Source organism: Verrucomicrobiota bacterium (assembly GCA_037139415.1).
GTDB lineage: Bacteria > Verrucomicrobiota > Verrucomicrobiia > Limisphaerales > Fontisphaeraceae > JBAXGN01.
On sequence record JBAXGN010000014.1, the window covers coordinates 1 to 24265 of the forward strand.

Consider the following 24265-nt stretch of genomic DNA (forward strand, 5'->3'; position numbering starts at 1 on the left):
ACCCGCCAATCCCCAATGGTATCAAATTATTCGGCGCAGATGCGGTGTTCTGAGGTTAAAATTTTTCATTCCATTCCGGTTGGGAATATTTTTCCCGCGCCAACTGGTCAATGCGTTGGCGGGGGAGTTCGGCAAGTGGCTCGGATGCTCCCCAAGCCTGGCATAAAGCAGCTTTGACCTGCGCCGCGTCCAAGGGCAGGTTCACCACAAAGTCGGCATGTCCCCGGTTCAAGCGATAGGCGGGCTGCTGGCTGGGTGGAGGTAAAAAACGGTGGATGGCGGTCAGGTCGAAGTTCAACAGGAAGGTGCCGTGAAACAGCAGACTGTTGCGGAAACGCCGTTGCGCGTTACCGGAGAATTTATGGTCGCCCAGGGTGAGGTCGGTGTGGCCCTGCACATGTACGGGTTGACCCAACACTGTGGCGAGCGCCGCGGCCTGACGCTCCATGATAAACCGGTTGGCGCTGGCAATGCTGGCCAGCGATCCGGCGGGGGTGACCTTTAAAATCAAGGTGTAGTTGAGACAGCCGGGACCCTGCAATACCGTGCCGCCGCCGCTGGGCCGGCGATACACCGGCACACCCGCTGCCGCACAGGCGGCCAGATTGGCTTCCCGGGCCTGTTTGTTGGCATAACCGACCACCACAAACCATTCCCGCGCTTCCCAAAAGCGCAACACCTCGGGCCCGCCCTGCTCGCAGGATTCAGCCAGGGCTTCGTCGCACGCGAGATTTTCCGCCGGCGTGGGCAACGTTTGGTCCAGATAGTTCACGCGCTCATGGTAGCGGTAACCAGGGTTTCGGGTCCATCCTGATTACGCAGGCAAAGGGATTACTCCTCCCGCTCTTTGGGGAGGGTGGCGACGTATTTGGTCCAGAGGTCCAGTTCCACATACATCTCCAGGAACACCGTGGGACGCAGCTCGTAATGGCCCACCATGAGATATTTCTTATTGGATTTCTCGTCCAAATAGGCCTGGAAACGGGAGTTGACGATGATCACGGGCGCGTAGGGATCGGCCGGCAGCGCGTCCCACCAGCCCACTTGCGAAAAATGGCGCAAATACCACGGCAACGGCCAATAGCTTTCATTGGAAATGACCTTGATCAACATCCGGTTGCCTTGCGGGTGTACTTTGGCGATGCCCGCCACTTTTTCCACCAACCGATAAATATCCGGCACGGTTTGCGCATAGACATAGGGATTACGCCAAGTGGCGGCGAATTGGAAGTTGGCACAGCACGCCTGCCAGCCCAAGTGCGTGCCACCACCGAGCAACAGCAGACTCAGCAACAGCTTGAGCCGGAAACCGCGCGTCCAAGTGAATAGGGCCACTACGCCCAGACCCGCCACGAGGATCATCGGTTGCAGGAAGCCCAGCAGGCACCAAGGCGTCTTGTAGCTGATCACGCTGTAGATGGCAGCGAGGAACCAGGTGTAAAACACGAGGCTCCGGGCCAGAAAGGTGTGGACGCCCGGCAGGGAAGTCCGCAAAAACGGTACGACTGACCCGACCAGCGCCAGTACCAGAATCAGCCCTTCCGACCACCGCGGGCCCTTGGGGGCCTGAAACCAGAACAGATGTTCAAAGTAAAAGTACCAGGGATGGATATGAGGAGAATGGCCGCCCGCGCGCTTCAGCCACGGCAGGTACGTGCGCAAGGCATCCACCGGCCCGCGCGCGTTCGTGCCGAAGGAGGAGAAGAATAATTCCGCCACGACCAGCGCGGCCAAGGCGGCGACCAGCAGGTGTCGGCCCGAAACCCATCCGGCGGGCGGCCGCAACGGCTGCCCCTCGCGGCAGCGGGCCACCAGCCGGGCGGCGAACAACGCGGCGAGGGCGGCGGCGACGTTCAACACGAACGTCTCCTTGGTGGCGTACATCAACCCCAACGCGGCACCGCCCAGAATAGCCCATCCCAACCGTGAGGATTGTGAGTAACGCCAGATCGCCGCGAGCAACAACAGGGTGAAAAACACGAACAACATCTCGTGGATGAAGTAGCGGCTGTAAAACACCATGGCCGGGGAAATGGCCGTGAGCACACCGGCGCTAAGGATTACGCCCCAGCCAAGGCCATCCCGCAAGAGGGGCAACAACAGAATCAACGCCACACCGAAAAATACCGGGGTCAGGCGCAACGTCGCATCCTTCATTTGCGCGGCATCTTGGGCCGGACCGAGCCAGAGGAAAGGCAGCGAGAAGTAATACAGGGCGGGACCATGGTATTCATCTGGATCGTACGCGTACTGGCCTTTTTCCCAAAGCGTCTGGAGTTTGAACGCGTTGATGGCCTCGTCGTTGTGCAGGGGACGCTGGTCAAGCCGGGGCAGGCGAAACGCCAGCGCTCCCAACGCGATCAACAACAGCAGCAAAAGCCGGCGGTTCATGCCAATGGAGCAGCGCCAGGCATCATTTCATCAATTCGAGCAATTGCCCACGCACGGCGGTGCCTTCCACTAATTTTGCCGTGGCGGACAACTTGCCCACTTTCTCCACTCGAATCCGTCCGGTCTGGTTGCCGGTAATGGTGTCAATGACATTGCCGGTGGCGGGATCCGTGACGAAGCGCGGTTTCTCACGCACAAGGAATTGATCACCCGGTTTCAGGCTCACATTCTCGCCGCCATTGACAATCACCGCGCCTTGATCAGACTCGGCCACCAAGGGATGCCAATAGTCCACGGGCAGCACCTTGAACAGCTCCTCAATCGCCTCGGTCATCGCCCGTTCCGTGGCCTTGCCCAACGGGGTGCGCATGAACGCTTCCCCGCCAAACTTGATGTTTTTATATTGCCCCGCCGCCCCGGCGCTACCGGAAGCGGAGTGCCCTTGCCCTTTGGCCGAGCCGATGATTTCACCGGTTTCCACGTCGTAAATGCGCATGTGCAGCCCCACCTGGGACCGGCTGCCACCCCCAAAGATTTTGTACGAGGAAACACCGACTCCGCCCGACAGACCTTCACCCCCGGAAAAATCCGTGATCGCCCCGCGAATCAGATATTTGGCGTTTTTCAAGCGACCACCGGCCACGCGGCCCTCCTGCCGGGAGACCCCCTGTTTCTGCAACGCCAGCTCGCCCAGAATGTCACGGATGTTTTGGCGTTCCAACACCACCACTTTTTTCGTATCCATCAGGCGGGTGACCAGCATGTCCGCCATGCTGCTGCCCAGGTTCCATTGGGAGTTGCCGCCGCCTTGGTTTTCAAACTCCATCACGGCGACCACCGGAGGAACTTCGCAGCCTTTCTTGAACGGGATGGCACCGGGGGTTACTGGCCGGTTGTCACTGGTGGTAAAGCATCCGGAGAACGTAAAACAAACCATTCCGGCCACTGCGGCCAGGGAAAGCTGAAGCAAAGCATGTTTTTTCATGGGCTCAACCGTATCCCAATCCCCGGTGCCGGTCAAGCGGGCGCAACACCTAATCCGTCACGGCGTGCCCGGTGTCCGCCATTTCCAGCTTGGGCCAGAAAGCGGCATAAACGGCGACCCCGATGAAGCAAATCATGGGCATCAGGAACCCGACGCGCATCGAGTACGTGTCCGCCAGCCAGCCCATCCACAAGGGCATGATGGCTCCGCCGACAATCGCCATGACGATCAGCGAAGAGGCCAGCTTGGTATGCTCGCCCAAACCCCGGATGCCCAGCGCAAAGATGGTCGGGAACATGATGGACATGAAGAAGAAACTCATGAAGAGGCCCGCGAGGGAAAGCCAACCCCACGGCATTATCACCAGCACCATGGCGGCGGCGCTCAGCACACAATAGACGGCCAGGGTGGAATGCGCCTTGCAGAAACGCAGCACGCCGCTGCCCGTAAACCGGCCCAGCAAAAACAGGCCGAACCCGCCAACCGAAAGCAGCAAGGTGGCCCCCTGCTCGGAAATGCGGAACAAGGAGGCGTTCAGGTACGGGTTGCGGACAATCAGGCTGGCGGGATAAGTGTCTTCCAGCAGACGACGATTGAGGCGCGCCAAGGTTTCACCCTGGGGATTCTGCGCGATGAGTTTTTTGGTTTCCTCCGCCAAGGTTACGCCCGCAAAGCGTTGGGCTTCATAGAGCGTGTTGGTTTGCAGTATCCGGTTGAACTCGGTTTCCAGGGCCGACACCTGTTTGCGCACCAACGTTTTCTGGTCGGCTTCCACCGCCACCGCCAGCGCTTGGGTATTGGTCGCAAATTTACCCCACAAGAATTGGGAAACCGGCTGGGTCTTGGCATCCGCATCCTGCCTTAGCCGGGCATATAACCCTTTGGCGTCCTTGATGTCTTCCGGCGCGAACATCGCCGCCGAATAGGTCATTTTGGCGGGCATTTTGGCGGCGGCCACCTGACTGAGGGTGGGGGTGTCACTGACGACGTAATTGATGAAAAAGCTAAAAATACCCGTCTGCGCCGCAACGTACAGGAATTGGGCCACCACCGCCATGGTGAAATGCCAGCGCTTGAAGAGCGGCTTGCCGGAGGTGGCGCCACCGCCATTGCCGCCTTCCGCTTTCGCTTCGTCTTCCGCCTGCAAATCCGGCACATTGGAAAATGCGAAAATCACAATCAGAATCGTAACGATGATGCCCACCATGAGGTAGGGCTTGTAGAGATTCTCGTTGCTGCGATTCACTTCGCCCGAGCCCGAGAACAGGAAAAAGCCGCCGATGATGGGACCGATAATCCAGCCGATGCCGTTACAGCTTTGCGCCAGGTTGATGCGCGTGGCGCCGGCTTCGGGCGGGCCAAGTACGGTCGTGTACGGATTCGCGATTGTTTCCAGGCAGGTCAGCCCCGTCGCCAAGATAAACAAGCCGGTCAGAAATGCCCAATAGGTGCCAATATGAACCGCCGGGATGAACCAAAAGGCCCCGGTGGCGATCAGCACCAGGCCGATCATGATGCCGCCCTTGTAGCCGAAGCGCCGGGCCAGCAGGCCGGAGGGGATGGCCATCAGAAAATAACCCATGTAATTCGCCATCTGCACCAGTGCCGATTGCGTCTTGCTGACGCTGAGCGAATTTTGAAAATGTTTATTCAACGTGTCGATCAGTCCGTTGCAAAATCCCCACAGGAGAAACAACGTGCAGATAAGCATGAATGTAACGGCGTGATTCCTCCCATCCGCCGTGCGGAACAGATTTGATACTTGCTTCATAGTTTTCAGTGTTCTTAAACGTTATTTATGGCCAGCCAGATAAAAAGGCGCTTTCACACCTTTCCGCCCATACACACATTTACGGCTGACCGTGCTTTGGTAACGGAATCTCACCGGCAGGTCAAGCAATCCCTTCTGCCCGTGGCGCGAGTTACTGGCTTCACCCCGTCAGCATGAGGTGGCGGCGCGCGAAAGGAAATGGCGAGAATTGACTTGTTCCTGTCAGTTTTTGACCTGCGCTACGGGCGATCCTCTTTGCCAGGTGGGATGGTCCGCTTGAGCAGCAGCCAGTCCTGCCCTTTCCGGCTGAGGGAACTGGTGTAGGCCTTTTTAATAACCAGTGTAAATTCAGGGTCGGCGAGCATTTGTTTGATCAAGGCGTCATGAAACTCCGGCGCCGCGCCGCCAATGACGAAATAACGCAAGCCGGTTATTTTAACGTCTTCCAGCGTTGCTTCTCTGGGGAAAAGGGTGACGTGCCGCCTCAGTTTGGGCGGATACCACAGTTGCATCAATGGCTCACCCCAGCCGGTGATGGCGCCGATGTTCTTTTCACTGCTTGGAATTTGCGCCACGACCGCTTCGCCGCAGTAATACCGTTGGGCGAACAGGTCATATTGGCGAATTTGGCTGAGTAGTGCGGCGGGGGCATGTATTTTATCCAGCAGCGCCAGGGTGTATTTCACCGGCCAGAGCGGATTGGTCGGGGTGAAGATGATCGCCCAGGCGGAAACGGTCACCAAGAGAAGTCCCCATCGGCGAACGGAACGGAATGAAATTTGCGCCAACCCCCATAAGGCAAAGGGCATAAAAAAAATGACAAAGCCGACCAGGGAACGGGCAATGCTTCGGGCGGATACTATCAGGGAGGAGAAAATGAACCCATACACGCCCGCCCAGATCAGCCAGTAAAGCCAGCGGGGGTTTTCCATGGACGTTTTCCAAGCCATTTTGGCGCCGAGGATCATGGCCAGGGAGTAGCACAAGCCCAGGCTGGCATTATCCACCAAAGGCAATTCGTGCGTATGCAGATTAAACAGCGGCGCATAATGAGTGATTCCGTGCTGGACCAGCCATTGGTCACTCAGGGTATTCCAACGGGAGGCCAAGGGTACCAATGGGGGTTGCAGCGCATGGTAAACCATCATCACGAAATTCCCGAGAAATTTACCCAAAGGCGTGCCCTGCCACACAATTTGAGCCGGCCCGGTCCAGGAACCATACGTTTCGTAATTCATCCAAAAGCTGTTCAAGGGTGACGTCGCCAGCGCGCCGAGCCCCACCAAGGGGGCATAACGCCAATTGACCACGCGCCAAGGCCGGGAGGGGCTGAACAGAAACCATAAAACCCAAGGCAAACCAAAAACGCAATACTGGGGTTTCGTCCCGGCAGCGACGGTGAAGGCAATCAGAGAAAACCAGGGATTGAGGGGACTTTGCTTTTCCTCGAACACCACGATGAAGTAGCCGGCGGCAATCAACAGCACGCTGGAATACATATCATTCATGCCGCGCGGGGCCTGCAACACGAATTCCATCGGCAAGGCGGCAATCAGCGCCAGCCATCTCGCTTTTTCGGCATCATTGGTCCAAGTTCGCACCCAGGCGCCCATGATCAGATAGAACACCACCCAGGCGATCACATTGGTGACTTCAGAGTAGTTGCCATTATCAATCGTTAATAATGGCAGGGCGGCCAACCCCCAGTTGTACGGCATGGTGTTGAGCCGCTCGTCCGTGACGGGTACGTGCGTTATGTGGCCTTCTTGCAGCCAGATGAACTGCCGGGGAATCCGGTAAGACACCGAGTCATGCACGGTGGCCGGGTAAATATGGGTCACGAGCAAAAACAACAGCACAAAGAACAAGAACGGCTTGAAGAGGAGCTGGGCTTTGAGTGGCGCCAGTTCACTGGGGGAATATTGGCGGAGCTGCCATCTGGCCCACAACAGGATGCCGACGGTCCATGGCACCGCCGTCCAAATATTATAAGGCAAAAGTACGGCCGCACTCCAGAGATAGGCGTTTAACAACAGGCCGGCAATCCACATCAGCCAAGCCTGGACGATTACCTGCGTGACGGGAACCTTAGACACGCCACCCCCTCTCAGCCAGCCTGGCAGGCAGCCGATTTTCAAGAGTGCCGTTGGTTGTGGTGAACGGGTTCTGTCTTATATCCGCAAACACTGGTTGCCTTTATACTGGCTCCGGTAAGCTTGGCAAGGCCTATTGTGTGATCACACAGAACTGGTTGCGTAGCGTATTCCGATGAGCCCCGGCCCCCTCATAGCTCATCCAGAAAACGTGAAGCGCGGATGGCATTCTCAACTTGAAGACAGGCGATGCCCCCGATCATGGGATACACCAGCTTCAGACGCGGATTGAACCACTGGCCATGTGCCTTCACCAACGCCCCGTGGTCTTGGGGACAGCCAAGAAATTCGGCTGCCATCCGGCCGGAGTGAGCGGGCTCTTTTTGAATGATATAAATCGCCGGGCAGTTCATGTGCGAACCGAAGCGGCATAGCTCATGCTTCCGCAAATTAAGGCCGAGCGTTGCGATGGCCTGGGGAATATCGCGCACGTAATCTTGCAGGATGAGCCGGCGCTTTTGAATGCGATCTCCCAGCTCGTAATCGGGCTCGATCAGGATCAAATACGAACCGGCCACCCGATACATTTCCCGCAATGCCTGGACCGTATTAAATGGCGATTGCTCCAGGCAATGAACCGTATAGACCACATCAAACGAGTTGTCCAGAAACGGCAGTTGGAAGATGTTGCCAAGCACGGACAGTTCGATCGGAAGCCCCTGCGAGCGAGCGTAGCGCTCGCCAACCTGCAGGCGGGACCATGACAGATCCATCCCGACGAACCGGCCGGGCGGGGAATTCCCCGAGCGTTTCCACCCGCCTACTGCCGAAGTATATTCGCCCACCCCGAGTTCCAAATACGAGGCGGCTTTCGGATCGAGGCGGAAAACATTTTCGGCGATAAGGCTGTCAAACCCGGCAAGGTATTTATCTGAGCCAATCTTCGCCGGCACGCCGTCAAGGCAGGCAACGATCTCGTGGGGTTGGGCGAGCGAAGCTTCCCGGCTTTTGATGTATTCCCCCGCCAGTTGATCATATTTTTCGAGGACTTGGCTGAGCGTGCGTTTGCGCTTTGGCAAAGCTGCGGCCAGGGCGGATAATCCCGCCGCCAGCGAGTGTGATAACCTTCTTAAAATTCGGCTCGGAATTTTGGTGAAGTAGTGGCGCGTTATCTTGGCCCGTGCGCGCACAATATCCGCCTCTTCCACGGACGGATGCGCACCGTTTTTGCCGGTATCGCCCCTCGTAGCGCCTTGCGGCGTACTGGGGGAAGACACTACCGCGTCTAGCTTATGCTTCATGTGTCGCCTACCGTACTTCCTGGCCTGCCAATCGTCAAGCTGGCCGACAGACTGACGGGAACCCGATCAATAAAACGGGTCACCTTATTCACGTTATTAGTGTAACCGGAGATTGCCCGACTTTAAAACGAAAAACCGCTGGCTTCTTTTTGCGCGCCCCACCTCGCTGAAATATTTGCGGGCAAAAAATCCAAAGGGCGCGGCAAAGCCGCCATGAAAGTGATCGCCGAAGATCAGGTGCGCGTGTTGCTGGTTGATCCGCCCGTGGGCCTGTCCGACCTGGAGTTCACTGGAACTGATAGAATTTGCTTTTTGGCACTGCTCATGCTTTCAATTGTCGCGTTGCGGTAACTTTTGAACTTTGCCAAAGAAATGTCAGATCAAATGAACTCGGAGATGCCATGAAGAATAATTTCATCCTGCCTGCGCTGTTTCTGCTTGCCATGCTGTTCTGTGGGCAAACTCAGGCCCAGGAAAAGACGCCAGAGTCGAACAACCTGTTGGTGGCCAATGTGCGCGAGTTCGGGGCCAAAGGGGACGGCAAAACCGACGACACTGCGGCCATCGAGAAAGCCTGGCGCACCGTGTGCAAGGGGCAGAAGCCGGGGTACCGTGGCAAGGGGCCGTCACCGCGCGGGTATGCGGCCGTGAACGAACCGGCACTCTACTTCCCGCCGGGTGTGTACGTTTACAAGGGCAAGGGACTGGAATGCCCCGACGCGCAGGTGTGGCACATCAAAGGCGACGGGCCAAACCAGGCACGGATTGAGCTTTCCGGCGAGGTGTACTTCCTCACCTGTGGCCGGGTTGAGTCCACCATCTTCGAGGGGCTCTCGTTGGTCGGTGGGAAAGGGGCCTTTCGCAGCATCTGGACGAAGAACATGGTCGGCGGGCGCCACATCTTCCGCGACTGCTACTTCATTGACTACTCCGAGTGCGCGATCGGCAACAACGCCGATGACTCGCCCTATCTTTCCGTCGAGGACTGCATCTTCTACGGGCGAGCCAAGTCGCCATCCATCGGCATTGCTTGGGGAGGATACTTCGACGACAGCCAGATTACGCGCTGCGCCTTCGAGCAGAACAAGTATCACCTCAAGCTGGGCGACCGCCTCAGCGGCAGCCTTCAGGTTGGCCCCCGTAACAGTTTCATCTCTTTCGGTGGCACGAAGAAGGAAGCCGACATCTGGCTGGTGCCCAACAGCGATGCGAAAAGCTGGGGCGTGAACAGCGGGCAGGGCATTCTCATCAGCGACAATAAGTTCGGCAACGAGAACCGTGACACCGACAAGCCGCGGATCCTCATCGCGCTTGAGGACAAGGCCAGCGGCAGCGACCGGCTCGCGCGCCAGCACAGCACGACGGTCGTTCCTGGGCAGGGCAGCTACGTCACCGGCGTGAAGCTCCGCGACAATCTGCTTTCGGGATCGGGTGGCGAGCAACGCGGCATCGTGTACTCGTACATCGCCCAGGCCGGGATCAGCTTCGACCACAACTACCACTACGGCACACCGTACCCGTACCTGATCGAATTCGATCCTGGCATCAAGCGGCTGCAGGATCACACACCCGGCAACACGAGCTACGTTTACTCGCAGGAACGCGACAACAAGCAGTGGGGACCTCTCGGGCCGGCGGTCTCCAATCTTCCCGGCTACGCGATCCCGTTCGATCCCGACCTCTTCCTCGCTGGCAGCCCCGAGGCACCGGCGGTGTGGCAGCGTGGCGACGACCCTGGCTACCAGCCCATCGCCTCGCTCACCGGGAGGGACATGCTGGCCAGCGGCGCGGGGCAGCTCAAGGCCGTGGCCGACGCGCACGGCGGCGAGACTGCGGCGGAGTTTACCGCCGCCGCTAAAAACGCCGGCCTGACGGTGCGGCTGGATGACACGAAGCAGCTCCAGGAGGGGCGGGTGGGGTTCATCGAGGTCGAGTTGAAACGGTCGGACGCCGCGCCGTTGGACACCGTGTACCTGTGGCTGGTGCATAACTACGGGCAGTCCAATGAACGGGTCTCGGCGAGGACGGTTCGCCTGCAGGCCAACTGGCAGCGCATCACCCTCCCCTTCGTGATCCGCAACCTCGACGGAGGGAGGTTCCACTTGGTTCTGCTCGCCGAACAGTTCCAGAAGGGCGAGCAGGAACGTTTCGTCTGCGGGAACGTCCGCGTGTATCATGCCACCGCACCGCATTCCGGGGTACGCGAGGGCTTGCGGAGCATTGGCGACCAGGACGCCGCGATCATGCTGGGCCGAGATCCCGAGCAGATCCATTTCGCTGCCGCACTGACCGCCGACCGCACCCTCACCTTCGCCACGCCGCATGCTTCGATCCAGCCCTTGCCCGGAACGCGGTTTCACCTCTCGCGTTCTGGAACCGGCCCTGGCATCCTGAAGGTCGTGGGCATCGCCACCCTCACCGGGGGTGAGTGGTGCGAGGTGACGCACGATGGCACCGCCTACCGATTGACAGCCAAGGGAAGCCTGAAATAATCCAAGCGATCAGTGGCCGTCCCTTGCGGGATCAAGGGGCGGTATCCACCTTTTCGCTGGCCTGTTTCCAGCCGGAAATGCCGGCGGACAAGTGCTTGACGTTCGTGTAGCCCAATTCCACCGCTGCTTGGGCGGCCGCCTGGTAAGCCCGGCAGCGCGGCCCGCCGCAATACGCCACAATCAGCGCCCCTTTATCCGAGGGTAGCAGCGTGGCCAAACGCTGTTTGTTGCCCTGGTAATCGATGGCTCCAGGAATGTGCCCGGCGTGCCACGATTCGCTGCCGTTTGCGTCCAGCACAACGACTTGCTTGGCCGCAATGGCCGATTTGAGGTCCGTGATGGAGATGTTGGCAAACTCGCCCGCATAAGCCGCCACCGCAAGCATCGCGGTGGCCAGGAGGAGGATCAGTTTTTTCATGGTTTCGATTTCGATTTGAGGGTTTGGATCAGGGATGTCCGCCCCGCTCCGGGACTCCCAGGCGTGGCGGTGATGCGCAGAACACGGCTGCTCGCCATCGGGCTCAGCGCCCGGCGGATACTGCACGTTGACGTAAACTTATGCATCGCATTAGAAGTATATATCTGAAACGCAGAATGCAAAATGCATTTTATTGCGGGTTCGCACCACTTCGCAGGCCGGCCGGGGAGGGGAAAATCGGGAAAGCTCCGGCGTTTCCCTGTGATTTTGGGGCACACGGTGCGATGGCTCAGCCCCACGCAACCACTTAAAGTGTCGTTTACATACCCAGTGTGCTAATCAAGGCAACCTGACACCTATACGATTCAAACCCGCTGGATGTATGTTGGAATTCAGGTGTTGGGTCACGTTGCTGAGGATGGTCGGCGGGAACTGGGCTAAAATCGTGAGGTCAACCCCAGCGCTCCTGCCAGCAGGCCGATGGTGAATGGGAGACGGCATTATGAGTGGCGAATTGGCGGGACAATGGTTGCTCCTTATTTTTCCACGGCAGCACCGGGTGGGAGCAACCGGCAACCCTCGCATAGTACCGCCGCCGGTTCGGGTTGGGATTCGGTCCCCGGCGGCAGCACGACCGGCTGGCTGGCGGACGGGACAGGTGGATGCGCTTTGCCGCAAACGGGACAGGCCGGGAGTCGGGAGGCAACGGAACGCAGCACACTGCGAGTCGCCTTGAGTTCGTCCGAAAGCCGATGGATACGGTCCAGGTCGCCCTTGATTTTGGCGATGGCCACGGCATTGATGACAAAACAGGTGAAGTGAACAATGTTATTCCAGTACAAATAGAAAACACTGGAATATTTCTGACCGGTCAGGGCGTCCGCAAACCCCCACGTCAGGGTTGCCGCCAATGAAATCAGGATGCCCGGCCAACGACCCAATTGCCAGGCCGCAACGCCCACCGGGCCGGAATAAAACACAAAAAAACCAAACTCATAACCCGTGACATAGTCCACCCAGCCCAACAGGGCCAGGCAGGCCAGGCAACCGGCTAAGATGGCGATTTGGCGTAGCAACGGCATGAACGTCATTCACTGGATGGTTCATTCCACCCGTGCGAACGCGAAAGATAGTCCTTGTTTTGCGGATTCCAAGCAACCGAAATCAGGACCGGTTTTTGTTAACACAAGGTGGTATCGAAGCTGTTTATGCCGGGTTGAGGGGGATTTGGCACTCACCTGCATCAAACATGCCGTTTTCGTGATTTTTGAGTTTTTTTGCGGTTAATGCCGTTTTCTATCCCGCCGACTTGGCAATCCCACTATTTGACAGCGCCCGGACGTGGGCTACTTTGCTCCCCAGTTGACTCGCTAATGAATATTATGAGACTAACGAATACTACGTTCTTTTGTGCGGCTGTCTTGAGCCTTGCCACCTTGGCAGGCTCAGCCCAAACCACGTTCACCAAGGTTGCCGATTATGGCACCCCTATCCCCGGGGGCACGGGTAACTTCCTCAGTTTGAGTAGTCCGCTCTTTGACGGAACCACTGTGGTGTTTGAGAGCATCGTGGATCCTGTCTTTAGCGGGGCGGCGAAACCCGGTATCTACCGGTGGTCCGGGGGCACCCTGAAACGCGTGGCAGATGGCACCACCACTGTACCCGGAAGCAGTGTGCTGTTTACCAATTTTGCATATGGTTTCGCCAGTTATGTGGGCAATGGGATCGTGACTTTCAAGGGCGAGAGCAGCGTGGGCGTCGGGTATTATCAACATAACGGCACCAGCCTGTCTCGGGTCTTCGATTCCAGCACGGTATCGGCGGTACCCGGTGGCACCGGGGCCTTTGCCACCTTGTACGCGCCGGTGGTTCAAGGCAATGTGGTATCCTTCATTGGTCAGGATGCCGCCGGATGGCGCGGAATCTTCCAATATAGTAATGGCACCCTTCGGGCGCTGGTACCGCCGGGAGCTGCTTATCCGGGGGGAACGGGAAAAATTTTAACCAGCAGCGACTTGGGATTTGCGGATAACCTTGTGGCGTTTTGGGCCAGTGATTCAACGAATTTCAACCGGAATGCCATTTTCGCGGTAACCGGAGGTTCCTTGATTAAAGCGGTGGAAGCTGGGATAACCACGGTGCCTGGAAAGTCTGAAAAGTTTACCGGTTTGGATAGCCCGCCTATTGTATTCGACGGAAAAATCATATTCCAAGGCCAATCCAGCAGTGGGGCCGGAATATTTTCGGTTAATCCTGACGGCACCGGCCTCACGAAACTGGTGGATTCTAAAACCGCCATACCAGGCCTGACGGGAACCATTTCATACCTCAGTTTGATCGGATACGATGGCACCAACCTGGTGTTCCAGGTGACAGTTCAGTCTAACAATAACTATTATCAAGGTTTTTATTCCCTACGGGGCGGCACCATTAAAAAAATCGTTGATAATAAATCGATGGTGGATGGAAAACCCGTCAGTTACCTCAGTGCCTATGGTCGGGTTTATGGTGCGGATCAAATCGCGTTTCAAGTCGCATTCACCAATGGCACAACCGGCATTTATATCGCCAAGGGTGGCACCACCGGCGGTGGTGGTGGTACCACCGACACCTCCCGTCCCAGCATCTCCATCGGAACCCCCAAGGCGACACGTACTATCTTGACCAATGGGTTCCTGCTGGTTTCCGGCACCGCCACTGACAACGTCGGGGTGGAGCAGGTCTATTGCCGGTTGAACGGCGGCCCTTGGTATTCCGCCGTCAGCACCAACAATCGTGACTGGTCTTATGGTTTCATTGCCACCGCTGGCAGCAACACTGTGAGCGCCTATGCGGTGGATGCCCAAGGAAACGTCTCCCTGACCAACAGCGTCACCATGTTTGACATTGCCTCGGGTTCACTAACCTTAATCACGAACGGGATCGGTGGCATCGTGCGCGTGGGCTTTACCGGTAATCAATTGGAGGTGGGCAAACAATATTCCGTGACCGCCGTACCCGGTCCGGGACAGGTCTTTTCCAACTGGTCCGGTGGCCTAGCCAGCACCACGGCATCGTTGAGTTTTCTCATGCAAAGCAACCTTTCTTTGACGGCCAACTTTGTGCCGAATCCATTTCTGGCAAATATCGGGAATTATGCCGGCATTTTTTCGCCGAAAGGCGCGGTGTATGCCACCAATGCCGGTTATGTTTCCATCTCCCTGACGGATAAAGGTGCGTTCACCGGCAAATTAATTCTCGACGGCAGCGCCATTCCCCTGAGCGGTATGTTCAGCGTGTCGGGAGCCACCATGGTGCAGGCACGTCAAGGCACCAAATTACTACTGGTCAGTTTGCGCTTGGTTGGATCCAGCCAGATGATTTCGGGTCAAGTGTATGGAGATGGCTGGTCTGCTTATCTCGGGGCAGTTCATTTGTTGCCCGCTGCGAGCAACACCTTTGCTGGTACCTACACAATGATAGTCGCCGAGAACAGCCTGACAAAAGGCGTGGGCAGTAGCAGTCCAACAGCCTTTAGTCCCCTCACGCTGTCGGTGACCACTGCTGGGACAGCCACCTTGAAAGGCTTTCTCGCAGATGGCATACCAGTGAGCATCCTCTCCGCGGTGACGGCCAACGGCTCAGTACCCTATTATGCATCGCTATACGGCAACAAGGGCATCCTGGTCGGTTGGTTGCAACTCAACGGCCCGCAGGCCGGTTCGGCTTATTGGACCAAGCCCGAGTCACTTAACGATAAATTCTATCCTGCGGGCTTTAACGAAATACGTCCCGTGACCGTAGCCAAATATTTAACTCCGACGCTCGGGCACAGCCCGGTGACATGGACCAACGGCGTGCTGGTCGTTGGCCAAGGAAACCTGGCCGCGCCATTGACCAACACCTTGACGGTGGTGAATAACCAGTTGCGGGCGGGTAACGGTGCCTTGAGCAATCTGGTGCTGACCGTCTCCGCACGGGACGGCCAAGTTACCGGGAACTTCAAGCTTCCGGGCGCAAAAGTTGTCACTCAGTTTAAGAGCGTCCTGATCCAAGGTGCCAACACCACAGGCGCAGGCTTTTTCCTAGGCACCAACCAATCCGGATTTGTGTGGATTAGCCAGTAATTGCTTGGTTCACCTGTTCTGCAAAACCGGCCACCGGCGCACGCCTCGGTGGCCGGTTTTTTTTCAGGCCCGTGATTTGCAGTTTCCTAACCCGAAATATGTATTCGTCACACCCCAACGAACTTGTGGCAGCTCTGATGGCAAACCCGTTTTGTAAATCGGTACTTGAGAGGTTTGAAATGAATTTGGGCAGTGGTGCTCTAGCAAATATGTCTGGAATCTTTATTTCATTCTCAAAGAAATAACTTCCCCGCGCACTTCCACTTTGACCAGCGCGGATTCAATGGCAATCACCTTGGCTTCGCCAATCGTGTCACCCACGTACATGGTGCGATCGTTGATCACGGCGGAGGGTTTAGACGGGCGATAGAAAATCCCCTGCAAATGCAGCACCACCGGTTCCGGCTTGGGTTGGGAATCCACCACCGGCGAGCGAATTGGCGGCGGTATCACCTTGGCCACGGGAGCGGGCGGGTTAGACCTCACCGGTTCCGGCTTGGCCGAAATCGCTGGCGGAATGACCGCAGGAGTATTCGCTACTGAAGCTGGCGGCGGCACGGGAACCGGAGGGGCCTGAGTGGGAGCCGGGGGGACCAGTTTTGGTTGAGGATTCCTGGCGACCGGAACCACCGGCGGGGAAACGACCGCCCCCACGGGAGACCCTTTAGCGTGGCTGCGATCCCACCACCAGGATCCGACCAGCATCATCCCGCCCAGCACCAGCACCAGCACCACAATGATCAGCCAGGGACCCAAAGCATCCACCGGTCGGCGCTGGTTCAGGGTATCCACCGGACGCAGCGCCTGGCCCAGCGGCGGCGGCTCGGACGGGCGCTGTTTCTGCGCCCGGCTGGCCTGTTTCAGTGCATCGTTGATGAGGCTCATGGCGCGCAGGGAGCGGTTTAACCCAGGTTTCCTTCCAATTCCCGAATGGCCAGGCCCACCATGAAATAATCAATGCGGTCGCTTTGCTTGACGTATCCGGCCAGCAGGCATTTATCGCACACGGCGTTGACCAGGCGCGGAATGCCCTGGCTGTAGCGGCGGATGCGCCAGAGCGCGCCGGGAGTAAAATACGGTTGCCCGTTGCCACCCGAGACATGCAGCCGATGCTGGATGTACTGGTTGATTTCGGGGCGGGTCAGCGGCTTGAGATGGTAACGCACGGTGATGCGCTGCCGGAGCTGGCGCAGCGAGTAATCATTCAGGCGATCCCGCAACTCCGGCTGGCCCATCAGCACAATCTGGAGCAGTTTGCGGTCATCGGTTTCCAGGTTGGAAAGCAGCCGGATTTGTTCCAGCAAATCGTTCGTCAGGTTTTGCGCCTCGTCAATGATCAGCACGCAATCCTTGTCTTTATGCACCATCTCCAGCAGGAACTGGTTGATCAGCGAGAGCGTTTCGAGTTTGTCCCTGCGTTTGACTTCCAGGCCGAATTCCATGGCAATGGCCTTGATGAGGTGGTTGGCATCCAACACCGGGTTGAGGATCAGCGCGGTGGCGTAATGGTCGCCCAACTTTTCCATCAGGGCGCGGCAAAGGGTGGTCTTGCCCGCGCCGACTTCACCGGTCAACTGCACGAACCCCTTGCGCTCGTGAATACCGTACAATAAATGATTGAACGCCTCGCGGTGCTTGGCGCTGTAGAACAGGAACCGGGGGTTCGGCGTGATGTCGAACGGCGGCTCTTTCAACCCATAGTACTCCAAATACACGCGCCGTATTTAACCGATCACCGACGCATTGTCGAGCAAGGAAGCAAGTGGGCGCACCTTTTAGCGGAGCCGCTTGCGGTGCGCGAACGAAATTTGGAAACCAAGGGTCTCGCCATTCGTTGTCTTTTCGGCGGGAACTACGGTAGAGTTGCTGGAGAATGATTCAGCGAAAGCCAAAGTACCGGTGCCGAAAGGAGCCGGCAAGAACATGTTTGCCAACCTGCGGGCAGACCTCGGCAATTAACCCGACAACCGCTTATTGGCGGCCACCTCGATAAATCGGGTGCTGACCTTGCCCTCCGCGGCGGTACAGATAAAGAAACCCTTCTCGCTGGTACGATCATGGTTCCCGCGCTTCAGGGAGCAACAGCGATTGGTATAGATCGGCGCTGCGCCGAACTTCCGTTCGGTAAACCCGTGAAAGTGACCACAGAAGATGGCTTGCAAGTTGAACGGCTTGAATTGCTCCAACACTTCATCCGCATTTTTCGGACGATACCGCACTTCCACTCCCAACGGAAAATGAGTGCACACCACAGTGGGTAATTTTTTATCCAGCTTGGGCAATGCATCCCGCAACCACTGCATCGTCTCGGGTTGAACGGAGGTTTTTTCGTAAAGTTTGCCTTCGGTGGTATCCAGTGCGACAAATTGCCAGCCATTGCTTTCAAACGAATAATTTCGCTGCCGCTCGTACAGCGCATCGTAATCAGCGGCGCTGCTTTGCGTCAGGTAATCGTGGTTGCCCGGCACCACGTAAAACGGTTTTCCAGAACTGCGCAACAGTTCGCGCATGGCGGCCAGGTGTTCCCGCTTGCCGTGCTCGGTGAGATCCCCGGCATGCAGAATGAAGTCAGGTTCTTCCTTTTTCATCAAATCCACCGCCCGGTTCAGCCATCTGCCGCACTCTTCGTCAATGTAATGCGTATCGTTCACCACGATGAAACGGGCCTTGCCGGAGCGATTGGAATCTTCCGCGCGCAATCTTCCCGGCCATTGCCCGGCCAACCATAAGGCTCCAGCGCCGGCCCGAGTCAGCCAATCACGACGATTCAAACTTTGCATGGCGACAGAGTAGCGCTTTCGGCCCCGGACTGCAATTGCGCCTTGAACCCGAAATCCGAAACTGACGCGCCACCACAAAATATGCCCAGCGCTCCCGGGCGACTTCCAATTCCTCGTGGGCGCGGCGGAGTTCCTGGTTCTGCATCTCCAGTTCGACCTGGTGGACGTGCAGTTCGTGGAGCGTCCGGCGAACCTCCTTCATTTCGGATTGCGGAATGCGGAATGCGGAGGGGCGGCTGGCTCCTGGGCTTGGAGCTGGGCTTGGAGCTGGGCTTCGGCGCGGCGGCGTAAATCGGCGGGGTTGGGCGCAGGGTTTTCTTGCATGGGTTGGCCTTTCTTTGGCGTCATCAGCTACAGGGGAGGGCGACCGCGTTTCGTACCGCAGACTTCCAAGTCTGCTGTGTCGCAGGTTTCTTAACCTGCGGAGGGTTAAAAATTCGCGAGCTCCAGGAAATGCCAAACCGTCTGCCGACTGGGAAGTCGGCGATACAGCAGGTTTGGAAACCTGCGCTACGGGGGAACCATGCCGCAGTGTTTTGCTTTCCGTATTCATCGTTTTGCAATACCCCAAAACTTGAAGTCAGGAGGCAAGGCAGTGGGTCGTAAACGTCAGTGGTAGATGGACAGGTACACCGACCTTTAGCAAGTACTATTGCAGTATTTTTTGGGGCGGAGAACAACAGTCTCCACCAAACACAGTGTCCGAGGCGGGCGGTAGGGGATTTCAGTACGCCGGCAGGTCCACCATGGTGAAACCAAGCGGGGACAAATCCCGCGCGAAGGAGCCGGCCCGCACTTCAACGTCCGGCAGTTTTTCCCAGCGCGGATTGCGATCATGCAGGGCGGTACCGGTAAAGGTCCAATTTTTGGCCAGCAGCGTTTTCTGGCTGCCGTTAATTTTTACAGTGACTTCCCGGGCGCTTTTGCCCTGGTTGGCCAGAAAGAGGGTCAGCGCCCGCGTCTGCGGGTTGCGGGTGGCAAACGCAAAGATTTCCTTGTCGCCGGTCTCCACTTTGACCATCTGGCTTTTCAGGTGTTCGTTCCAAATCGCCAGGACCTTGCCCATAGGCAGCAGGTCCCCGTCTATCGTGAACATGTTTTTCCCGCTCATTTTGGCGCAGTCGGCGGCGCGGTCGGTCCAGAAATGCATGTACTTCACGCGCGGCTCGCACAAGTTGATGCCCATGCGGATAAAATTACGCGTCGCTTCTTCCAGGTCGTTGTTGACCGGGTTGCCGGGCCGATAGGAACTGGTCTCCGTCACGCAGATGGGCCATTCCTGTTTGCACCGGTCCGGGATGCTCGCCCGGTCCAGGCTGGTATTGGCGCGCCAGATGCCGCCTTTGCCCGTGGGCGAATAGGCGTGTGCCACCACAAAGTCAATGTCCTGCCACACCTTTGGAATGACCTGGTCGAACCAGTTGGTCGCAAACCCGCCGTTGATGCCGACCTTCGCCTGCGGGTACGCGGCCTTGATGGCCCTGGAAATCTGGACGGTGACGCTGGCGTAGTGTTCCGGCACCCATTTCCGGAGCTTCATTTTATCGCCGTCGTTCAAGTCATTCTCATTCCCGATTTCAAACCAGATGCGCAGGCCCCGCTCCTGGCACCAGCGCGCCTGTGCTCCCGCCCCCGCCGTAATCGTCTCCAGCGGCTTGGGGATGATCCATTGCCATTCGCCCGGCTCCGCATTGATCGCGTCTATGCCGATGATGTAGAAAAAGTCGTTGACCCCGGCGGCCTGGCCGGTGGCGATATACTCTCCGAAATCCATCGCCTTCCGGAGGGTGCCATCGGCGTTGTAGAAGTCGTTGAAATATCCGCGTCCGGGCTGGTAGCAGGTCAGGTGCGGGTTCGGTCCGGCAAATGGCGGCATGGACCAGATGATGAAGTCCCCAATGTTGCCCTCCATGCCCCGGATTGTTTTTCCGCCCAGCATGCGGAGCGTCTCCGCCTGGGAGTGACGCCGGTTCGGGTAATGTTTATCGGAGGAGTAAAACAGGTTTTCTGAAACCCCGATGGGGCAGGCCGGCAAAGCGTCTTTGACGATCACCTCGGGCTGGACGGAGATGGCGACCGGACCATTTGCGCCCCCAGTTTGTGCGGCGGACGCCAGGCTGGTCAGCAGCAGGATTGTGCCCCAAGCGGGTATGAGAAAGGCGTTAAATCTTTTCATGGGTTGTTTTTACCAACGGTAATACCGGTAAGGATCATCCCCGGCCTGTGGGGCCTGGCGATATTTTTCCCGTGCTGGTGGTTATCCATGATTTCCCGCCGGTTTTCCGCGTTCCATCCAAGAGACCATCGGCCATGGGTGATTACCTGGCCCTCGGCATCGTGGACAAACGCTTCTATTTACCCGACTGCACAAACCACCGATGGGTTCCGGTATCGGTCTTGAGAAATTTCAGCAGGAGCTCGGTGACCTTATGGCAGCCGGAATTGCTGGGATGCAAATGATCCTCGCGCACATCTTGTTCGGACCATATCAAGCCATCGGTTTTGCGAGGCTGGTGGCCGCATGTCCACAGATACGGTCCCCAGATGGCAATGGGTGCTTTTTCCTCGCCGCGCGCCGGATCAAAATTCAACTGCGGGTCGCCCGTGATTTGTTTTTGTATCAGCCAGCGCACACTGAAACCTGATTCGTAGGCATACGGCTCCGGGCTGCCGCTGGTGCGGCTGGACCAGCCGCCATACGTGCGGCTGGAAAACAGCGCGACCCGCAGGTTGGGAAACCGTTTTTTGGCAATGATGAGAATATCCGCGAGGTCCGCCGTCAATGCTTTGGCATGGGCCGGGAATTCACCCAGGGCGCTGGCCCCGGCTTCGACGTGCTTCATCCAAACGGCCTGCACCTGTCCGGCACTGACCCCGGCCTCTTTCAGCCGCAATTCCAGCGTGGGCCAGGAATCCCGCTCTTGGGTGACCGCCCTGACACGCCGCCCCTGTTTGGGCATGTGGAGCACGTCCATTTCCTTATCGAGCCGTTCTTGCTCGGACGTTGGCAACACCTCCGATCCGTCATACGCCCACATAACGGCAGCGCGCCCGCCAATGGCGCCATCCACGATGGTGACCCGGGGCGACTTTTCCGGGTCGGCATCGGCGGTGCGCTTGAAGTCTTCCGATTCCATGTGGGTGTTGGAGAAACCGATGGTGAGCAGCACAATCTTGCCGTCCGGGGCTGGTCGACCGGTGGCATCCAGCGGCTGGATTTTCTCCGATTCCTTTTGGTATGCCGCCTGGTGCGCTGCCGGTGGTTCATTGTGCCCGCCACCGTACAGCCCGCCATCCTCACCCTGATAGGTGCTGGTCAAATCAGTCAATGGGATCAACCGGCTCCAATCGTTCGTGTTCCGCGGTCCGCTGGCGGCAGCGGCTGGCCGATCCGTCGGGCGTTGCCCGCTACGCTTGCGTATCTCCTGTCGCACACGATCCAGATAGGCGCGCTCTTCCGGCGTTAACGCTTCGCCACGCTGAAATTTCTGCATCAGTTCGCGGCCCCGAACTGGGTTGATCGGCTCTTCGGTGGCGGCGAATGTGCCAAGGGCGGCACCAACCATGGCACAAAGCAAAAGCTTCAGACCAATCGGCCGGTAAGTCGCTGCGAGCGCGGAACCAAAATATCTTTGCATTGGTTGGTGAGACGCCATGCTGGACCTTGGGGTTACACGCTAATTGATTGGCAATAAACCAATTCGGAACTGCGGATTTTGTGCTTGTCATTGAACCTTGAATCGGGTTGTATCAGGTCAGCTTAACATTAAGCGTGTACGAATGGCGCAAACTGAAAAAACAAAAGGTGCCGATAATGCGGTGGATGTTTTCATCGTGGACGACGATCCTTTACTGCGGGAATTGGCCGTGTTGTTCGTGAAAGAGACTGGGTTTTCCTATCGTGAATTTCCTAATGCCGAACATGCTTGGGAGGCTTATAAGCTTGCTGATCCGCCCCCCAGACTGATTATCAGCGATTATTTCATGGCCAAGATGACGGGGCTGGATTTGTTGGTGCAGTCCAAAGCCATGAACCCCTCGCTCAAAACGTTGTTGGTCAGCGGTACGGTTGAGGAGTCAGTCATTCGGGGCGCCAACGTGGACGGTTTTCTTGCCAAACCATACCGACCAGAAATGCTGGTCGCCAAAATAAACGAATTCATGAATCAAACTCGCCCTGCCGAATAGCTGGTCGGTACGATTCACTTTCTCCAGGAGTCTTCGGTTTGGTGGTTCAATGTGGGAACTCATCTTTTGGAGAATTCGCCCTCCTGAAACAACCGAAATTTTGAGGTGGAAAAACGGCGCCTCCCTTGGCACGCTCAGACAATGGACTTGATTTGTCGAATGGGTTGGCCCCTCGCGGGGGTTGTTACCACCTGGATGGCAGCCAGCCTGGTCGCGTTAGCGGCCATACCCGGGGCCGTCCCCCCAAACATTTTGCTCGCGGTGGCGGACGATTGGTCGTTTGGCCATGCCGGGGTTTACGGTTGCAAATGGGTCAAGACCCCGGGGTTTGACCGCGTGGCCAAAGAAGGGATTCTTTTCAATCGCGCCTATACTCCCAATGCCAAATGCGCGCCATCCCGTGCCTGTATCCTGACGGGACGCAATCCCTGGCAGTTGGAGGCGGCTTGCAATCATTGGTGCTTTTTCCCCGCCAAATTCAAAACCTACGCCGAGGCGCTGACGGAGCATGGGTATTCCGTGGGCATGACTTGCAAGGGGTGGGCGCCGGGAGTTGCCACCAATTTGCAGGGCGCCGCCCGCGCTATGGCCGGCAAACCATTCAACAAACGCAAGGCTACGCCACCGACACCCGACATCAGCAATAATGATTACGCCGGTAACTTTGCGGATTTCCTGGAAGCCACGCCCACCAATACACCCTGGTGTTTCTGGTATGGGTCGGTCGAGCCGCATCGCGGGTACGAATACGGCAGCGGGGTGGCCAAAGGCGACAAAAAGTTGTCTGAGGTGGATTGGATTCCCGCGTATTGGCCGGACAACGAAGTGGTGCGCAATGACTTGCTCGATTATGCCTTTGAAGTGGAGCACTTTGATCGCCACCTGGTGCGTATGTTGGAGCTGCTGGAAAAACGTGGCCAACTTGACAACACGCTGGTGATCGTGACTTCAGACAACGGCATGCCTTTCCCGCGCGCCAAAGGTCAGGCGTATGATGAATCGAATCATTTGCCGCTGGCCGCGATGTGGCGGCAGGGCATCAAAACCACCGGGCGGGTCGTGGAAGATTACGTGGCGTTTATTGATCTGGCACCCACCTTCCTGGAACTTGCCGGATTGCCTTGGGATAAGAGCGGCATGGCACCCATCACCGGACGCAGTCTCACGGATATTTTTTACTCCTCACAAACCGGCCAGGTCAACCCGGCGCGAGATCATGTGTTGCTGGGCAAGGAACGCCACGATGTGGGACGCCCAAACGATTGGGGCTATCCGATCCGGGCGATCTTGAAAAACGAGTCGCTGTACATTCACAACTTTGAAATCGCGCGCTGGCCGGCCGGCAACCCGGAAACCGGGTATTTGAATTGCGACGGTGGCCCCACCAAAACCGAGGTGATCAAGTCTCGTTTAGAACCGGCTACCAAACGTTTCTGGGACCTTTGTTTCGGCAAACGCGGGACCGAGGAACTGTATGACCTGCGACGCGACCCGGATTGCCTGAACAACCTGGCCGCCAGCCCAACGCAACAATCGCTCAAGGAACAACTTCAACAACAGCTTTTCAAGGAACTCAAGGAGCAGGAAGACCTGCGCATGTTCGGCCAAGGGCAAGTGTACGAGCAGTTTCCCTATGCCGATCCGACGGGGCGTAACTTCTACGAGCGCTATCGTAAAGGCGAAAAGGCCAAAGCCGGCTGGGTGAACCTCAGCGATTTTGAGAAGGTACCGCTGGAATAA

General features: G+C 57.4%; 19 protein-coding genes. 5 read left to right on the forward strand and 14 right to left on the reverse strand.

Features of this window, described 5'->3' with window-relative positions:
- Positions 1-55: 55 nt before the first annotated feature.
- From WCO56_03955 to WCO56_03980, 6 genes are all read right to left on the reverse strand, one after another.
- Positions 56-772: a lipoate--protein ligase family protein gene (locus WCO56_03955; protein MEI7728695.1), complete on the reverse strand. Its 717-nt coding sequence runs from the start codon at positions 770-772 to the stop codon at positions 56-58.
- Between the two features lie 59 nt (positions 773-831).
- Positions 832-2391 carry a flippase activity-associated protein Agl23 gene (locus WCO56_03960; GenBank protein MEI7728696.1) on the reverse strand — a complete coding sequence of 520 codons (1560 nt, stop codon included), beginning with the start codon at positions 2389-2391 and terminating at the stop codon, positions 832-834.
- Between the two features lie 22 nt (positions 2392-2413).
- Complete coding sequence (locus WCO56_03965; GenBank protein MEI7728697.1) at positions 2414-3376, reverse strand: CsgG/HfaB family protein; 963 nt, start codon at positions 3374-3376, stop codon at positions 2414-2416.
- Positions 3377-3425: 49 nt separating this feature from the next.
- Entirely contained in the window at positions 3426-5147 is a 1722-nt protein-coding gene (locus tag WCO56_03970; GenBank protein ID MEI7728698.1) for an MFS transporter, read from the reverse strand.
- A 239-nt stretch (positions 5148-5386) separates the two neighbouring features.
- The gene (locus tag WCO56_03975) at positions 5387-7243 is read right to left on the reverse strand and encodes a hypothetical protein (GenBank protein MEI7728699.1); all 1857 of its coding nucleotides are present in this window, start codon (positions 7241-7243) and stop codon (positions 5387-5389) included.
- A gap of 188 nt (positions 7244-7431) precedes the next feature.
- Positions 7432-8541, reverse strand: a complete 1110-nt coding sequence (locus WCO56_03980) for a class I SAM-dependent methyltransferase (GenBank protein ID MEI7728700.1) — start codon at positions 8539-8541, stop codon at positions 7432-7434.
- A gap of 213 nt (positions 8542-8754) precedes the next feature.
- On the opposite strand from WCO56_03980, the gene WCO56_03985 reads away from it, so the two are divergent.
- Entirely contained in the window at positions 8755-8892 is a 138-nt protein-coding gene (locus WCO56_03985) for a hypothetical protein (GenBank protein ID MEI7728701.1), read from the forward strand.
- Between the two features lie 50 nt (positions 8893-8942).
- Entirely contained in the window at positions 8943-11033 is a 2091-nt protein-coding gene (locus WCO56_03990; protein MEI7728702.1) for a glycosyl hydrolase family 28-related protein, read from the forward strand.
- 31 nt (positions 11034-11064) lie between these two features.
- Here the strand turns inward: WCO56_03990 and WCO56_03995 are convergent, their stop codons facing one another.
- Both WCO56_03995 and WCO56_04000 read right to left on the reverse strand, forming a co-directional pair.
- Complete coding sequence (locus WCO56_03995) at positions 11065-11451, reverse strand: rhodanese-like domain-containing protein (protein ID MEI7728703.1); 387 nt, start codon at positions 11449-11451, stop codon at positions 11065-11067.
- A gap of 536 nt (positions 11452-11987) precedes the next feature.
- Positions 11988-12533: a hypothetical protein gene (locus WCO56_04000; GenBank protein ID MEI7728704.1), complete on the reverse strand. Its 546-nt coding sequence runs from the start codon at positions 12531-12533 to the stop codon at positions 11988-11990.
- Between the two features lie 300 nt (positions 12534-12833).
- Here WCO56_04000 and WCO56_04005 point away from each other — a divergent pair, with 300 nt between their 5' ends.
- Positions 12834-15557, forward strand: a complete 2724-nt coding sequence (locus tag WCO56_04005) for an Ig-like domain-containing protein (protein MEI7728705.1) — start codon at positions 12834-12836, stop codon at positions 15555-15557.
- Between the two features lie 222 nt (positions 15558-15779).
- On the opposite strand, the gene WCO56_04010 is transcribed toward WCO56_04005, so the two are convergent.
- From WCO56_04010 to WCO56_04035, 6 genes are all read right to left on the reverse strand, one after another.
- The gene (locus WCO56_04010; protein MEI7728706.1) at positions 15780-16442 is read right to left on the reverse strand and encodes a hypothetical protein; all 663 of its coding nucleotides are present in this window, start codon (positions 16440-16442) and stop codon (positions 15780-15782) included.
- Between the two features lie 17 nt (positions 16443-16459).
- Complete coding sequence (locus tag WCO56_04015; GenBank protein MEI7728707.1) at positions 16460-17272, reverse strand: AAA family ATPase; 813 nt, start codon at positions 17270-17272, stop codon at positions 16460-16462.
- 240 nt (positions 17273-17512) lie between these two features.
- Positions 17513-18337, reverse strand: coding sequence for a metallophosphoesterase (locus WCO56_04020; GenBank protein ID MEI7728708.1), 825 nt, complete (start codon positions 18335-18337; stop codon positions 17513-17515).
- Positions 18315-18539 (reverse strand): hypothetical protein, encoded by a 225-nt coding sequence (locus tag WCO56_04025; protein ID MEI7728709.1) that lies wholly within the window; start codon positions 18537-18539, stop codon positions 18315-18317. Before WCO56_04025 ends, WCO56_04020 begins: the two co-directional genes overlap by 23 nt.
- Positions 18540-19061: 522 nt before the next feature.
- Positions 19062-20513, reverse strand: a complete 1452-nt coding sequence (locus tag WCO56_04030; protein ID MEI7728710.1) for a hypothetical protein — start codon at positions 20511-20513, stop codon at positions 19062-19064.
- A gap of 175 nt (positions 20514-20688) precedes the next feature.
- Positions 20689-21903: a hypothetical protein gene (locus WCO56_04035; GenBank protein MEI7728711.1), complete on the reverse strand. Its 1215-nt coding sequence runs from the start codon at positions 21901-21903 to the stop codon at positions 20689-20691.
- A 214-nt stretch (positions 21904-22117) separates the two neighbouring features.
- Here WCO56_04035 and WCO56_04040 point away from each other — a divergent pair, with 214 nt between their 5' ends.
- Positions 22118-22525, forward strand: a complete 408-nt coding sequence (locus WCO56_04040; protein ID MEI7728712.1) for a response regulator — start codon at positions 22118-22120, stop codon at positions 22523-22525.
- A 159-nt stretch (positions 22526-22684) separates the two neighbouring features.
- Complete coding sequence (locus WCO56_04045) at positions 22685-24265, forward strand: sulfatase (protein ID MEI7728713.1); 1581 nt, start codon at positions 22685-22687, stop codon at positions 24263-24265.

Bases quoted from the DNA above. Each gene is read 5' to 3' on its own strand.
- WCO56_04040 (MEI7728712.1), top strand. From the start codon at position 22,118: ATGGCGCAAACTGAAAAAACAAAAGGTGCCGATAATGCGGTGGATGTT.
- WCO56_04010 (MEI7728706.1), bottom strand. From the start codon at position 16,442: ATGAGCCTCATCAACGATGCACTGAAACAGGCCAGCCGGGCGCAGAAA.
- WCO56_03960 (MEI7728696.1), bottom strand. From the start codon at position 2,391: ATGAACCGCCGGCTTTTGCTGCTGTTGTTGATCGCGTTGGGAGCGCTG.
- WCO56_03965 (MEI7728697.1), bottom strand. From the start codon at position 3,376: ATGAAAAAACATGCTTTGCTTCAGCTTTCCCTGGCCGCAGTGGCCGGA.
- WCO56_04020 (MEI7728708.1), bottom strand. From the start codon at position 18,337: ATGCAAAGTTTGAATCGTCGTGATTGGCTGACTCGGGCCGGCGCTGGA.
- WCO56_04035 (MEI7728711.1), bottom strand. From the start codon at position 21,903: ATGGTTGGTGCCGCCCTTGGCACATTCGCCGCCACCGAAGAGCCGATC.
- WCO56_03995 (MEI7728703.1), bottom strand. From the start codon at position 11,451: ATGAAAAAACTGATCCTCCTCCTGGCCACCGCGATGCTTGCGGTGGCG.
- WCO56_04030 (MEI7728710.1), bottom strand. From the start codon at position 20,513: ATGAAAAGATTTAACGCCTTTCTCATACCCGCTTGGGGCACAATCCTG.
- WCO56_04000 (MEI7728704.1), bottom strand. From the start codon at position 12,533: ATGCCGTTGCTACGCCAAATCGCCATCTTAGCCGGTTGCCTGGCCTGC.
- WCO56_04025 (MEI7728709.1), bottom strand. From the start codon at position 18,539: ATGAAGGAGGTTCGCCGGACGCTCCACGAACTGCACGTCCACCAGGTC.
- WCO56_03985 (MEI7728701.1), top strand. From the start codon at position 8,755: ATGAAAGTGATCGCCGAAGATCAGGTGCGCGTGTTGCTGGTTGATCCG.
- WCO56_03970 (MEI7728698.1), bottom strand. From the start codon at position 5,147: ATGAAGCAAGTATCAAATCTGTTCCGCACGGCGGATGGGAGGAATCAC.
- WCO56_04005 (MEI7728705.1), top strand. From the start codon at position 12,834: ATGAGACTAACGAATACTACGTTCTTTTGTGCGGCTGTCTTGAGCCTT.
- WCO56_03980 (MEI7728700.1), bottom strand. From the start codon at position 8,541: ATGAAGCATAAGCTAGACGCGGTAGTGTCTTCCCCCAGTACGCCGCAA.
- WCO56_04045 (MEI7728713.1), top strand. From the start codon at position 22,685: ATGGGTTGGCCCCTCGCGGGGGTTGTTACCACCTGGATGGCAGCCAGC.
- WCO56_03990 (MEI7728702.1), top strand. From the start codon at position 8,943: ATGAAGAATAATTTCATCCTGCCTGCGCTGTTTCTGCTTGCCATGCTG.